Annotated in this window: 12 protein-coding genes and 1 riboswitch; of the genes, 4 read left to right on the top strand and 8 right to left on the bottom strand. The window is 45.2% G+C overall.

The features are described 5' to 3' along the window. Positions 1 to 184 precede the first annotated feature (184 nt). Positions 185 to 910, top strand: coding sequence for a potassium channel family protein (locus PSE7367_RS01845; protein WP_015163660.1), 726 nt, complete (start codon positions 185 to 187; stop codon positions 908 to 910). Positions 911 to 1,124: 214 nt separating this feature from the next. Here the strand turns inward: PSE7367_RS01845 and PSE7367_RS01840 are convergent, their stop codons facing one another. The 4 genes from PSE7367_RS01840 to PSE7367_RS01825 all read right to left on the bottom strand — a co-directional run bounded on the left by PSE7367_RS01840 (position 1,125) and on the right by PSE7367_RS01825 (position 6,111). Beyond that, positions 1,125 to 1,580, bottom strand: a complete 456-nt coding sequence (locus PSE7367_RS01840; protein WP_051037834.1) for a hypothetical protein — start codon at positions 1,578 to 1,580, stop codon at positions 1,125 to 1,127. Further along, complete coding sequence (gene wbaP / locus PSE7367_RS01835) at positions 1,570 to 3,021, bottom strand: undecaprenyl-phosphate galactose phosphotransferase WbaP (protein WP_015163658.1); 1,452 nt, start codon at positions 3,019 to 3,021, stop codon at positions 1,570 to 1,572. The genes PSE7367_RS01840 and wbaP overlap by 11 nt, the downstream gene beginning before the upstream one ends. Positions 3,022 to 3,512: 491 nt before the next feature. Beyond that, positions 3,513 to 4,541 carry a pyruvate dehydrogenase (acetyl-transferring) E1 component subunit alpha gene (pdhA, locus tag PSE7367_RS01830; protein ID WP_015163657.1) on the bottom strand — a complete coding sequence of 343 codons (1,029 nt, stop codon included), beginning with the start codon at positions 4,539 to 4,541 and terminating at the stop codon, positions 3,513 to 3,515. 343 nt (positions 4,542 to 4,884) lie between these two features. After that, positions 4,885 to 6,111, bottom strand: a complete 1,227-nt coding sequence (locus tag PSE7367_RS01825) for a sirohydrochlorin chelatase (RefSeq protein WP_015163656.1) — start codon at positions 6,109 to 6,111, stop codon at positions 4,885 to 4,887. Positions 6,112 to 6,160: 49 nt separating this feature from the next. Continuing rightward, positions 6,161 to 6,240, bottom strand: a riboswitch (adenosylcobalamin-variant (AdoCbl-variant) riboswitch). Between the two features lie 593 nt (positions 6,241 to 6,833). Between PSE7367_RS01825 and PSE7367_RS01820 the strand changes: the two genes are divergently transcribed. Continuing rightward, the gene (locus PSE7367_RS01820; RefSeq protein ID WP_041698291.1) at positions 6,834 to 7,814 is read left to right on the top strand and encodes a trypsin-like serine protease; all 981 of its coding nucleotides are present in this window, start codon (positions 6,834 to 6,836) and stop codon (positions 7,812 to 7,814) included. Between the two features lie 48 nt (positions 7,815 to 7,862). Here PSE7367_RS01820 and fabG read toward each other — a convergent pair whose 3' ends face one another. The 4 genes from fabG to PSE7367_RS01800 are packed head-to-tail and all read right to left on the bottom strand — an operon-like array spanning position 7,863 to position 10,480. Then, entirely contained in the window at positions 7,863 to 8,606 is a 744-nt protein-coding gene (gene fabG, locus PSE7367_RS01815; protein WP_015163654.1) for a 3-oxoacyl-[acyl-carrier-protein] reductase, read from the bottom strand. 24 nt (positions 8,607 to 8,630) lie between these two features. Continuing rightward, a complete protein-coding gene (locus PSE7367_RS01810; RefSeq protein WP_015163653.1) occupies positions 8,631 to 9,062 on the bottom strand; it encodes a hypothetical protein in 432 nt (143 codons plus the stop codon). After that, positions 9,046 to 9,510, bottom strand: coding sequence for a hypothetical protein (locus PSE7367_RS01805; RefSeq protein WP_041698290.1), 465 nt, complete (start codon positions 9,508 to 9,510; stop codon positions 9,046 to 9,048). Before PSE7367_RS01805 ends, PSE7367_RS01810 begins: the two co-directional genes overlap by 17 nt. Before the next feature lie 16 nt (positions 9,511 to 9,526). Beyond that, entirely contained in the window at positions 9,527 to 10,480 is a 954-nt protein-coding gene (locus PSE7367_RS01800; RefSeq protein WP_015163651.1) for a sugar phosphate nucleotidyltransferase, read from the bottom strand. 358 nt (positions 10,481 to 10,838) lie between these two features. Between PSE7367_RS01800 and PSE7367_RS01795 the strand changes: the two genes are divergently transcribed. Both PSE7367_RS01795 and PSE7367_RS01790 read left to right on the top strand, forming a co-directional pair. Then, on the top strand, positions 10,839 to 11,954 hold the full coding sequence (locus tag PSE7367_RS01795) for an LCP family protein (protein WP_015163650.1): 1,116 nt from the start codon (positions 10,839 to 10,841) through the stop codon (positions 11,952 to 11,954). An 833-nt stretch (positions 11,955 to 12,787) separates the two neighbouring features. Beyond that, complete coding sequence (locus PSE7367_RS01790) at positions 12,788 to 13,858, top strand: YihY/virulence factor BrkB family protein (RefSeq protein WP_015163649.1); 1,071 nt, start codon at positions 12,788 to 12,790, stop codon at positions 13,856 to 13,858. The last annotated feature ends 41 nt before the right edge of the window (positions 13,859 to 13,899 follow it).

Genomic DNA, 13,899 nt, shown 5'->3' with positions numbered 1-13,899 from the left:
CAGGGCTCGAAAACCAGGTAAATAGTGAGTATCAATAATTATCGCTCGATCGCAAAGCTAGGTATTGACTTAACGCTGCAATTTAGAATATTCACAATCTATTGATACATTGAGTTAGATCGATCGGTTTGCCAACTTTATTTAGATATTTAGATTCAACTTTTTAGCGAGGAATTAATTAACTGTGGGACTGTCATCTCTAAATTTTTTCCGCAGCATTCAAAACCAAACCAGACAAGAATTTGCCGTAATTGGCTTGGGGCGTTTTGGTCGTGCGGTTAGTTCAACCCTGCTCCGGTTGGGGGCAGAGGTGCTAGCCGTAGACCAGAATGAAACGCGGGTATGTCAAATGCTCAAAGCAGATATGGCGACCCATTGTTTGCGCCTGGACTCAACCGATCCCTTTGCGCTGAAAGAAGCGGGCATTTTTGATTTTGATACGGTAATTGTGGCGATCGGTAATTATCTAGAACAAAGCATTATTACCACCCTCAACCTCAAAGAAGCAGGCGTGAATAATGTAGTAGCCAAAGCCTCATCGGAAGTACATGGCACTTTGCTCAAAAAAGTAGGCGCGGATTTGGTTGTCTATCCAGAATCGGAGATGGGTTGCTCTTTGGCGCGATCGCTGACCCAACGTGGCATCCTCGATCGGTTTGAATTAGATCAAGAAAACAGCATTGTGGAAATCATGGTGCCAGATGAGTTCCATGAAAAAACAATTCTGGAGCTGAAGCTAAGATCCAAATATGGAATTACAGTGCTAGCGGTCAGTGATGACATTAAAACCCATAAATACGAAATCAATCCCGACCCCTACCACAGACTACAACGCAATACGGCGATCGTGGTGATTGGTAGTAATAGCGATATCCGCAAGCTACCGGTTGAAAATAGTGTCTGTATCTAGATCTAGATATCTAAATATCTAGATGAGTGGTAATAACAGTAATCCTGACCAAATCTTGCCAAATAAGGATCTTGGCATTAACTTTAGTTTTGATCGCACAAATCGCTAAGATTGCCATAGGGTTCTAAATCGAGCGTCAGTGTCGATCGTCCGTAACCACATGCTAGGGGCGCCAAAGCGCGATCGAACTTAGGCCAAAATTATATTAGTAATATTAGATTAATTGCCAATTTTCAGGGTCTTGCAGTTTTTTAGATAAACCTTTCACCATCAGCCAGAATGTTGTTCTGGTACGCAAAAAACCCTTGACTACATAATGTTCAGGTGCAGCCACCACATCATCGAATTGGCCCGATGGATGGGAGATGCCGCCGCAATATTTACCATCACTGGCAAGATTGATGATGATATTTTGGCGACTAAGCTGGCTCGGAGTGACCATAAAAATGCCATAGACACGATGGCGGCCTTGCCAGGGATCGATTACCACTTTGGTGGGATGAAGCGTAATTTCAGTGTTGGCCAGGCGACTTAGCAAGTAGGTGGGGCAAGTGGAGGCCGCTCCCATCCAGCGATCGAATCGCAAAAAGGAAATCACACCGATCGTAAATATAATTATCAACACTATGCCGCGCCTGAGAATTTTTTGCTGCGATCGATTAGAAAGCACCTTTCCCCATCAACACTACTCGAATAGTGGAAACTAATAAATATAAATCCAGTGATAATGACCAGTTGCGTACATAATAAACGTCAATATCCAAACGTTCCTGGAAACTAAAATTATTTCTACCCCTGACCTGCCACAATCCCGTAATGCCAGGTAGCACTCGCAAAATCATATTTTCACTACTATTCATTTTCTCCAGCTCACTGGGCATGTAGGCTCTAGGGCCAACCAGGCTCATATCACCCTTAATCACATTCCAGATTTGGGGCAACTCATCGAGGCTATATTTGCGTAAAAAACGCCCTAATCTTGTCACTCTGGGATCATGGCGCAGCTTATGAAAAACTTCATATTCCTGGCGCAGTTCATGATCTTCGGTCAAGATTTGTTGAAGCTTGACTTCGGCGTTTTCATGCATACTGCGGAATTTGAGGGCTTGGAAGCGCGAGCCATTAATCCCCATCCGCTCTTGGGCATAGAAAATCGAACCCCGTGAGTCAAGTTTGATCAAGAGGGCAATCAAAATCAAAAATGGCAAGATCGTTAATCCACCTGCGATCGTCAGGATTAGGTCAATACTGCGCTTACAAACCTGGGAGCTAGCAAATAGCAAGTTATGCTTGATCTCCAGCCCCATCAATCCCCCCAGATCCCTGGCCGTAATCCAGATATTAATCGAATCAAAAAAGCCAGGCACCACGATCACATAGGGGAAAGTGGAGTCTAGTTTTTGTAATAGCGCGGCCATTTTGTGGGGGTGTGATTCAGGCAAACAAAGAATTGCATGCTTAATCCGCATCTGGCGAGCTAGCTTGGGGGCTTCGGCCAATGGGCTATAAATCGGTAAATGGGTGGCCAAACCAACATGGGGATTGGGATTATCATCAAAAATCGCCACGGGCTTAAACCCCATTCCTGGCTGTTCGATCAATCGCTTAGCCAGAAGCTGTCCTTCTTCTTTGGCACCCAACAACAAAACTGGCACGCCCCACCAGGAGCGCTTAGCAAAGAGCGATCGGGTGATCGTTCGACCCAATGGCACTAAAAATAATGCCAATATCCAGGCAATTATTAATGCCCCCCGTGATCGATCGTTAGCACTCTTGGACAAAAAAGCCGATGCTGCGATCGCCAGATGGATCAAAGTAGTGGAGATCGTGAGTTTTTTGAGTTCCTCATGCGGTCTGATCCCAACACCGGGATACAAACCGGAAAATGCATAGGCGAGCGGGAACAGCACAAAATAGAGTACCGTATCGACGGGAGTATGGGGCGAGTGCCAAATTACAGAGCCACTTAACTCAAAACCGAGAATTAGGGAAATGACATCAGTTAATAGCACTACCGAAGTAGTGAGGCGGGGATGGGGTGGTGAAATACTTGATCTCGATACTCTGCTTGGCCTGTCTACCGTTGCGTCTCTGACGGATTTATTAACCATAACTTGCAAGGTTATTGACTTGGTTTTACTGAATTCATAGTGAACAATCTCTTCACTCAGTAAATTAGTATATTTAAAGCTTACCCATTAGCAGCTATGTCTATAAGCCAAATTTAGGCAAATAAGCAGTTTTAAGTTGATATTTGACTATATTCAGACAGAATGCGCTCAAAAACTCATATATTAAAGTAATAGACCCTAAATTCAGCCAGGGCTGAGAATTTTGTATATTAAATTATCGATCGCCATGCATGATTACAATTGCAAAATATGCTAGCAGATTACCATCTTTATTTTATTAGCCTTGTCACGATTATCTAATGCAATCTCAATCTCGGATGTGATCCAGGTACTAGACAAACAGCTTTAGGGAGTTTTTTTAAGTCGATCGCCATTAGCCACCCCGTTTTGATCTTGCCCAAGTCGTGCTAATCCCCTACCAGTCATACGATCTAACTTAATAACTTACATACCTTGACTCACCCCTAATTTTACTCATCTTCGGCAAACTGGAAGCGATATAACTCATCGGGGCTTGGTTCTGGTGATTCTTCACCAAACTTAACTGCTGCTTCGACCAGGGTTTGAATCCGCTTATCGATCGCCTTGAGGTCTGCCTGGTTGCTCAGGCCATGCTCAATCAAATAGGACGAAAATAGCTTAATTGGATCGCGGCTGAACCATTCGTCTTTTTCTTCCTTAGGGCGCAGTTCATCGGGATCGGCCAGCGAGTGTCCCCGGAAGCGATAGGTCATGCATTCTAGCAAGGTGGGGCCTTCACCAGCTCTGGCTCTGGCGATCGCAGTTTGGGCGTGCTTGCGGACAGCCAATACATCCATGCCATCAACTTCATAACCGGGCATCCCAAAGACAGCGGCTTTTTTGTGGATTGCAGTATCAGAGGTAGCTCGTACATGCTCCATACCGATCGCCCAGTTATTATTCTCAACTACAAATATAATCGGCAACTTCCACAATGCCGCCATATTCATAGTTTCAAAAAACTGGCCATTATTAGTCGCGCCATCACCAAAGAAACAGGTAGTTACCTGGTCGGCGTCGGTTTGTCCTAGTGCTTCGCGGCGATACTTGGTTTGAAAAGCCGCACCCGCTGCAACCGGGATTCCTTCTGCCACAAATGCATACCCCCCCAGGAAATTATGCTCGGCGGAGAACATATGCATCGAGCCGCCACGTCCTTTGCTACAGCCAGTGGCTTTGCCAAACAATTCTGCCATCACCTCACGGGCGGGAATCCCGGCACTGAGTCCATGAACATGATCGCGGTAGGTACTGCATACATAATCATCATCCCGCAGAGACTTAATTACGCCCGAAGAAACTGCTTCCTGGCCATTGTAAAGATGGACAAAGCCAAACATCCGACCGCGATAGTACATCTCGGCACACTTATCTTCAAAGGTGCGCCCCAACACCATATCTTCATAAATTCTCAAACCCTCCTGGGCATCGATTTCTGCGGCGTTGGTTGAAGAAGTGGCAACTTGATCTTGAAGCATTGGTCGATTCTTAGGTTAATTGGTTAAATTGAAATAATCCAGAAACATCATAGGCATCAAGTGCATCCGATGTTTCAAAAATGTATCAAATGAATTAGAGATAACCGATCGCAAGCATTAATTACATTGCAGTTTCCCCATCAGTAGACTGACCTGCTTAGCAAAAGGCATAACATAACGATCGCTACAATATCGAAGATATATGCAAGATATTTAATCTACTTAATATCCTTCCATGAGCTTAGTCAAACGAAAACCGCAACATTTGGCGATCCCCTCAATAGATTAGCTTACCAGCATCGGCCACTTTGCAACATAATCAACAAACAATGAAATTAATCTTTTAGGGCACCTGCCAAGCGCGATCGTGATAGGCTTCGGGCTCTTGGTAAATATCCTGCCAGGCAATGCCATGATCGTGACCAGCATTGTGACTATGACCAGCCTGGGGATCGTGGTGGTGATGCGAGTGGCCGGGGTGATGGTCGTGACTATGGCCGTGATCATGGTGGTTATGATTATGGGAGTGATGATCATGGCTGTGCCCATTGCCAGAGCTACCGATCGCCGCCATCCTGAATTTACACATCTGGCAATTCATCTGCACCTGGCCTTGCTGAGCTTCAATTTCACGATCGCGCACCATTGTAAATAACTTGGGATCGATGCCAATTTCATCCAAACCAGTAATTTCTAATAGGCTGCCCTCAGAAGGATTATCAGTAGAAATATACTGCTCGCGCATCTGCTGGGTGATCGTGGCAATTTTTTTGATCAATGCGCCGGTGAACAAAAAGTGGGGCAAGACAATAATCCGCTTGGGGGCATAGAACATTGCACGGCGAAAGCCTTCTTCCAAACGGGGATGGGTGATACCAATAAAGCAAACCTCTACGTTTTTATAGCCACTGCCTTCCCATAAAATCCGTGCCAACTTGCACACATCACTATTGGCATCAGGATCGCTTGAACCACGCCCCACCACTAAAATAACTGTATCTTCGCGGCTGATTTGCCTGGGGTTAGCTGCCAGGGAATCCAACTGAGCCAAGCGATCGCGCCAGAGCTGAATCATATTGGCTGTGATCCCCAAATGCCGACCATAGCGAAAATTCACCTGGGGGTATTTAGCTTGAATGCGATCGAGTTCGGCGGTGACATCAAACTTGCTGTGCCGAGCCGCGAATAATAACAACGGCATTGCAGTCATGTCATCATAGCCCTGGGCAATACATTGCTCTACCCCCGCCATAATCGTTGGTTCGGTTAGCTCCAAAAAACAGGGCACCACCGGGCGCGATCGATCGCATTCTTGATAGGCAGCAGCAAAGTCTAAAAATGTCTGTCGCCCATTTTCATCCCTGGTGCCATGACCAATCAGGAGCAACGGCTTCGATTCTGGCAGCGGGGTAAGGGAAATGTTGGACGCAGACTTGATTGCGGGTGGTTCAAAGTCTTGATCGGGGCGATCGTGATTTTGGGCTTTGGCTTGAATCGCAGTTTGATTTTTGATGCTAGCTGTATTTGCTGCGCTAGCCGTATTGTTGTTGTTTTCAGTAATTGATGACATGTGTTATTTCTCCTTCCATGTGCTACGCAGGAAACAGGGCTAAAGGTAGAATTCATGAGGCATTCCGGCTGTAACGGCTGCGGCACAGCGTAGGACTTTCACCCTACTTTCCCCCAAGATTACCGATCGCAATGCTGTTTGTGATTTGCAAAGATTGATTAGATTATTAGGTTTAGCATATTTTAAAAATCTTTTGAGCGAAAATCCTTTGACCAATGAATTCTAGGCGATCGCTACGAGATTTTATAACCTCATCTACTTAATTAATTATCTAGTTTGATCGCTTTTGATCGCCGAGTTTGGCCACTGTGCCAACGCCTTGCTTGCTAAAACACCTGAAGATTTAATTATCATTAACTAGACCTGCGATCGAGCATAACGGAATCCACCAAGGCCAAAAATAAAGAATTTAAAGAGATCTCAAGATCTCAATTAAAACTCAGGCCAGCAGAAAGCTTCTATCCAATTGCGATCGAGTTAAACACCATATATTCACGCTGTGTTTGGTTTAAAACATCAAAATCCAGCCAAAGTCACTATCAAGTTGGGTAATATTGAGTTGGTTGAGGTAGTGATAGACCCAAAATGGTCATGTTTGACCGTGAATCAAGCCTAAACAATTCAAGGGGCGCATTAAAGGGGGAATTCCAGTGATAAGAACTAGAAATAGAGATTTTGACATAAAAAAATTATGCTCAACAAAATGGGTCGATAATATTGTCTTGGCATTGCTAACCATCACTGCTGCATTGTCATTGTCAGAACCGGGAAGGGCTGGCACAATTCGTGACGATCGTGTTGCCCCTGGGATCAACGACCCAGCAAATCCATATATTCAACTGGCAAACGAGCCTCAGTTTGATTCTGTGGGAAGGTTGAGTGCCTTTAATGGCATCTATATTGGTGATGACTGGGTTCTAACAGCGGCTCACGTTGGTTTAAATATTGGCGTTTCTCAATTTAATATCGGCGGTAATTCCTACACAGTAAGTGAGAGATTCTTGCATCCCAATTGGACAGGAGATTTTTCCAATGGCTTTGATATCCAGCTAGTACGTCTCGATAGTAATGTTATGGGCGTTAACCCAGCATTGATCTATGCGGGCAGGAGCGAATTAGGACAAATTGGCACCTTTGTAGGTCATGGCAGATCGGGTACTGGTTTAACTGGTCCAAATGTCCCTCCAGGCACGAAACGAGCTGGTACTAATGTGATCGATGTGTTTGGCACCAATTCAGGTATGCCCAACGGTATTGCATTGGGCTTAAATCCCCTAGACCCAAACAATAATATCCTTCTAGCTGACTTTGATAGTCCTAATCTGGATACTAATTCCCTGTCACCTTTCAGTGTTCCCACTCCTACTAATTTGGAATATTCAATCGCCGATCGAGATAGTGGTGGTGGCGCATTTATGAACTTCGGAGGGCAGTGGCGCTTGGTTGGCATCCATTCATTTGTCGCAAATGACACGGGACGTTATGGCACAATTCTTGGAGACACTAGAGTTTCCTTACACACTGCTTGGATTACTTCTGTAAGCGGAATTGAAACCACACCTGTTCCATTTCAATTTCATGCCTCCCATGGTTTAGTTGCTCTGGGCATATTGTTAGGGGGCGATCGCATCCTCAAACTGGTACTGCAAAGTGATGTAATCAAAGGTTTAGGCAAAGTGGTGAAAGCATTACCTAAACCTTAATGTTCAACTATAACTTTAAAATCTAAGCTTGCGAATCTCGAAGATAGTCTAGGCCATTACCATGCCACCATCCACATTAAACACCTGGCCAGTGATGTAGCTAGCCGCTGGATCGGCAGCCAGAAACCGAATTGTGCCAGCTACTTCGGTGGGATCGCCATAGCGCCCCAACGGAATAAATTCCAAGATCTTGTCAGCTTTGAGATCGGCGGTCATGTCGGTGGCAATAAACCCCGGCGACACCGCATTGACCGTAATGCCACGCGGCGCTAGCTCCTTGGCCACAGTTTTGGTAAAACCAATTACGCCAGCCTTGGCGGCGCTGTAGTTAGCCTGACCAGGATTGCCCATTTGTCCAGCCACGGAGGCAATATTAATAATCCGGCCAGACTTCTGCTTGAGCATGATCTTTGCGATCGCCCTGGTGCATAAAAATACGCCAGTTAGGTTGAGGTTAATTACCGCCTGCCAGTCTTCCGGTTTCATCCGCAGCAGCAGCGTATCTTTGGTAATGCCAGCATTATTGACCAGCACATCGATCTGCCCCCATTTGTCCATCGCCGCTTTGACCAGGGCATCGACTTGATCGGCTTGGGAAACGTCTGCTTGCAGGGCGATCGCTTCACCACCACTGCTTTCAATCTCTTTAACCAGTTCCTCGGCGGCAGCACTGGAACGGGCATAGTTAATCACCACTTTTGCGCCTTGTTCGGCCAGGGCGATCGCGGTGGCGCGACCAATCCCCCGTGAGGCTCCGGTGATCAGGGCAACTTTGTTTTCTAAAAGCTTCATTTATGTAAACTAAATACTTAAAATTCATCTAGATGCGCGTCGAAATTGCTCAACACTCGCAAATCCAAACATACCAGTTACAAAGGCGATAATATTTGTGGTGGTGGAATTTCTGTCATTAATGACATTGACTGCATAGATCAAACCACAGGTGGCTACTGCCAAAATAAGCCCAGCAAAGAAAGCATAATTAGCTTTTCTCTTCTCTGTGTTATCTAATAACGAAAGAGGTTTAGAAAACCCAACCACCTTTTCCGATGATTCAAGGTCATCATTCTGGGGCTTAGGAGGATATGGATCTACTCCATAAGTGCTAGCTATGGCAAGAACTTCCTTATTAATATTCACGATTTCTGCAAGTCCAATATCAATGCGCTTTTCCAGCAAAGACAAAGACTTAAAACCCTCTGTAGATTTAGAGGATGGAGAAAATTTTTCTTTATCTGCTTGATTCATCCTCTTCGTCTCCCTCATTATTATCTTCTTTGGCCAAATCTTCTGGTTTTGGGTCAATATCCTCGTCAAGTATGGCCAGTAGCTCTTCTGTAGAAAGCTCCTTTTGGGAAGATGCCAATGATTCTGCCTGGGGCATTTGCTCAAAATCACTTTTTAAGGCAGTATTTTCTTCCTCTAGAGCAGCCAGTTTTTGAAGCAAATTTTTACTCACATCAGCAAGCAGCTCACTATAAATAATTTCTTCCCTTAGTTTTTGTAATCTCCGAGCCAATTCTGCCTCTGTATTATTTATATCATCCTTATCAATAGACTGGCGGTTCGTTGCAAGAACTGTAATAGGACCTAGGGCGATCATTTCTTCAGCAATTTTTCCATTATATATGAGTATAATAGCGCCAATGCCAAGCAGCCCTATAGAAGCAAACCTTAGATATAATGCTAATTTCACAAAATACCTCGTCTAGTTAGATCAACATCGATCCCGGCGCATAGATGCCAGGTGTAATGGCGCGATCGACTAAGGTATTAGCCCCCACCACCGTATTCGCTGGCACATGGGCATTAGCCGTGATTCTAGCGCGATCGCCAACATAACAGGGTGCTTCTAACTTAGCCGCTGCATCGATCTCTGCTTCTTGACCAATCCAAATCCCAGCGCTGGAGCTGGTAGCATTTGCGATCGCATAGGGCATAGCCCCAGCCAGAATATCTAAATGGGCTTGGTAATATTTTTGCGGAGTACCCAAGTCCATCCAGTAACCATCCCAGGCATAACCCACCATTTTTTTACCCGCCGCCAGTACATTAGGAAAAACCTGCCGTTCAAAGCTGAGGGGCTCACCATCAGGATAATCATTGAAAATCTCAGGCTCCAGAATGTAAGTACCCGCATTGATCGTATTGATGCCCTTAGCTAAAAATACTTCTGCCTGATCCGCCGCAGGCTTTTCCCGAAAAGCTAGCACCCGATCGTCTGGATCGATTTCCACTAGGCCGAACGGCCGGATATCTTCTACGCGCTTGAGTGCGAGCGTCGCATCTGCTTTACTATCTTTATGGAACCTAATCATTGATTTTAGGTCTAGGTTAGTCAGGATATCCGCGTTGAACACCAGCAGGGATTCACCCGTAAAATAGGGTTGAGCTAGTTTCATCGCTCCCGCCGTATCCAGTGGCGTTGATTCTTCAACGTAGCGAATTTTGACCCCAAAGCGCTCACCATTGCCAAAATAGTCCCTGACCTGATGTGCTTGGTAGCGGACATTAATCAAAATATCGGTAACTCCCGCTTGGCAGCAGCGATCGACCATCCAGGCTAAAAATGGTTGGTCGAAAATTGGCAGCATGGGCTTGGGAGTGCCGTAGGTTAGTGGTCTGAGGCGAGTACCTTTACCGCCAGCGATGATCACAGCCTGCATAGTTTTTAGTCGCTATATCTAAAGTTTGCTTGAGTTTGCTTAGATTTTAGTTGGATTGATGTGAATGGGCTTTATTGGTCTAGTTGAGTCAGGTTAGTTTGAAGCTAAGGATATTAAAGGATATTAGGCAATGCGATCGGCACTGATTCAAAAGCTATTCGCTAGCAATCTAACCACGCTTAACTTCCTTACTTGTATACTTCTATCCTGGGTCTGTAGTATTCAGTGTATTAAAGATTGTTAAATGATTTTTGCAAATATTGTTGGATACCAGATAAAAAAACAGGTTTTTTGAAAATCAAGTTTTTAAATATCTAATTAAATATTCAAGTGGGTTGGCAAAATAGGGCAAATAAACGTGACCAAATCAGACATTGAATCAGATATTGAAACAGTTGTAGCCAAAAAATACGCCAAAAAGAATCAAGCGCCTGATTCTGGTGATTCTGGAGCCAGCGAATTGGAAACAGATTTTGGCGTGATTGAGACTACGAATGGCGCAGGAGCAAAGTCTCAGCACCGATCGTTTAGCTTGCCTCTGGGCAAAATGTTCTTTGCCGCCACCCTTTCCGCCGCGATCGCTGCTGGTGCCACCCTTGGTCGTCTTGCGCCAATTACCTCCTTTGATTGGGTTGGTCTGATGCAGGGACGGGAGCTAAGGGAAGTGATCGCCGAGGCGGTCAGCCGTAAACTAACCGCACCCTATCAGGTATTAATTCTGGGCATCGATCGGGTTCCTGATGCTGCGCCTGGCTCAAAGGAAATTTTCAATGGCCGATCGGATACGATTATGCTGGCTCGATTTGACCCCCAATCCAAGCAACTAAATATGCTCTCGATTCCCCGTGATACGCGCACCTGGGTGGAAGGATTGGGCACGGACAAAATCAATGCTGCCAATGTTTATGGGGGAGTTGATCTGGCGCAATCGACCGTGAGCAATACCCTGGACGGGGTAAGGATCGATCGCTATTTGCGGATCAGTCGCGCTGCTTTGCCAGAAGTAGTCAATGCTTTGGGTGGGGTGACTGTTGAGGTGCCACAACGGATGTATTATGTGGACCAGACTCAGGGCTTATACATTGATTTGCACCCAGGGATTCAAACCCTCAATGGCGAGCAGGCAGAAGGCTTTGTGAGGTTTCGCGGTGATGACGAGGGGGATATTGGCAGAATTCGCAGACAACAGATTTTATTAGGGGCGATCCGCCAAAAACTCAGCAATCCCCTGACTCTTACTAGGTTGCCAGGTCTAATCGAAACGCTTCAAGCCAATATTGATACTAATTTGAGCCTGGATGAAATGTTGGCGATCGCTGCCTTCAGTTCAAATCTGGAGTCCAATCAGGTTAATACCTCTACCCTGTCTGGTCAGGTGAGTGACCCTTATGCCTATTCCGCCAGTTATTGGTTGGTGGATAGTTATGATGTGGCGGAGGCGGTGGATGGTAAGTTTGCGATCGGTGCAGAGTAGGCTGGTAGTCGATTAATTGAACTAGTTGCTCTGCCCACTTTTTCGAGGTAGGCCCATTGTTCTATCTGCCCCAGGGCTTTTGTTTAATTGAAGGCAGAGGACTATGATGAGATTACTTAATCAGACTAAATCAGATTTGGTCTATGTTTTAGGGTGGTTTTGCAAAATTGCTTAACTCCTGGCGATCGAACCCCTGGTTTATGAGCTAAGCTGCTTGGCTTACGCTTGAAGTAGCCTTTCCCGTATATCAAGTTATAAAGCAACTTAAGTATTTATTTCAAAGCACTTATTTCAAAGCATTGGGCTATCCAAAGTTGCAGGAGGTGCCGCATATATATACCCTAATCATTACTAGTGAAACTTCTAGCAATCTTTTTGGCGAAGGGATCGATCATTGAGTTACTAATATTAATATTGCTGATTAAGACCAAACTTGCATAATAGCTAGCTTTAAAAAGCACTAGGTAAAGATATCAGAGGCTCTTAAACATTTCTAATCGCAAACCCAGGTTAGCAGTCGAGCTAGATATTTGGCCAACGTGACGATCGAAATATCGGCACAAGCAAGCCCTATAAACGCGATCGCTGCACCAATAATAGTTGGGTAGTTAGTTAGTTGCGCTCGACTAAGGTGATTGTTTCTAGATTTCTATATGGGTGAAGAGTGGCCTATAGCTACGATCGCATCTCTAGACAATTAGCCGCAGATATTAAAAAAACTTGACATCACTAACTCCTGATTCTGCCTACAACAATCTTTGCACGCAAATTTAAATTGAACCTAACAACTTAAAAGAATTAGAAGACTTAAACCGCATTGGACTAAGAGTATTGTGAAGCCTTCAGCCAGAAAACTTAAAATTCAGCCCAAACCTGGTAAGCGCATTGTCAAGGGTGTGGTACGCAAATGGAAGCGCATCCAAGAGATTCTGGCCGGGATTGATTTATCACCAGTGCGGATTTTGATTTCGATCGCCGCTAACTGTGGGATCGCGGTGCGGGAAGTTTGTGCAGAATGGAACCGGGACAAAGCGGCTCAGAAAGCCGCTGCCCTGGCCTACTATGCCATGTTCTCGATTACGCCAATGCTAATTATTGCGATCGCCATTGCCGGGTCGTTGTTTGGCGAAGAGGCTGCCAAAGGACAGATCGTGGGCTATATCCAGGGATTGGTGGGGAATAAGGGAGCCCAATTTGTAGAAACCGCGCTCAAAAATGCTAATCAAACTAATATGTTGTCTGGCTCAAGGCCAGCACTGAGCAGTTTACTGGTGCTAGTGATCGCTGCTACGGGGATGTTTGCCCAATTGCAAGACTCGCTCAACTCGATCTGGAAAGTAACTCCCAAGAGTCGCGGCATGGTTACTTCAATTTTGCTCAAAAGGTTCTATTCATTTTTGGTTGTAATTGGCCTGTCCTTTGTGATTATTGCTTCACTCACGCTCCACGCAGTGATGAGAACAGTTAGTTTTTATGTGGAAAATGCTATTTTTGGTGAATCGCTGTGGTGGCTAGAAGTAAGTCTGGAATTAATTAACTTCATGGTTTCCTATGGCTTGGCAACGTTATTATTTGCCGTCACCTATAAATATATTCCTGATGTCAAAATCAAGTGGAGTGATGTTTGGATTGGTGCAGCCCTTACTTCAATTCTGTTTACACTGGGTAAGTTTTTATTCAGTTTATATATCCAACACAGCAGCTTTACTTCCGTTTATGGGGCGGCTGGATCGCTGGCGGTGGTGCTGGTTTGGGTTTATTATTCGGCTCAGATTTTATTCCTGGGGGCAGAGTTTACCAAGGTGTTCGCCTGGCGCTGGGGATCGCTGGCGATCGCTAATCTCAGCCACAATTTAGATGAGTTGGGCGAGATCGAAGACAGCTATGAAGAACCAGGTAGCTAAGCAAAGATGGGCGCAAAAATCTTGAGTAGTCTCTACAGGAT

Source organism: Pseudanabaena sp. PCC 7367 (genome assembly GCF_000317065.1).
GTDB lineage: Bacteria > Cyanobacteriota > Cyanobacteriia > Pseudanabaenales > Pseudanabaenaceae > Thalassoporum > Thalassoporum mexicanum.
This window is presented reverse-complemented; position numbering and strand designations above follow the sequence as displayed.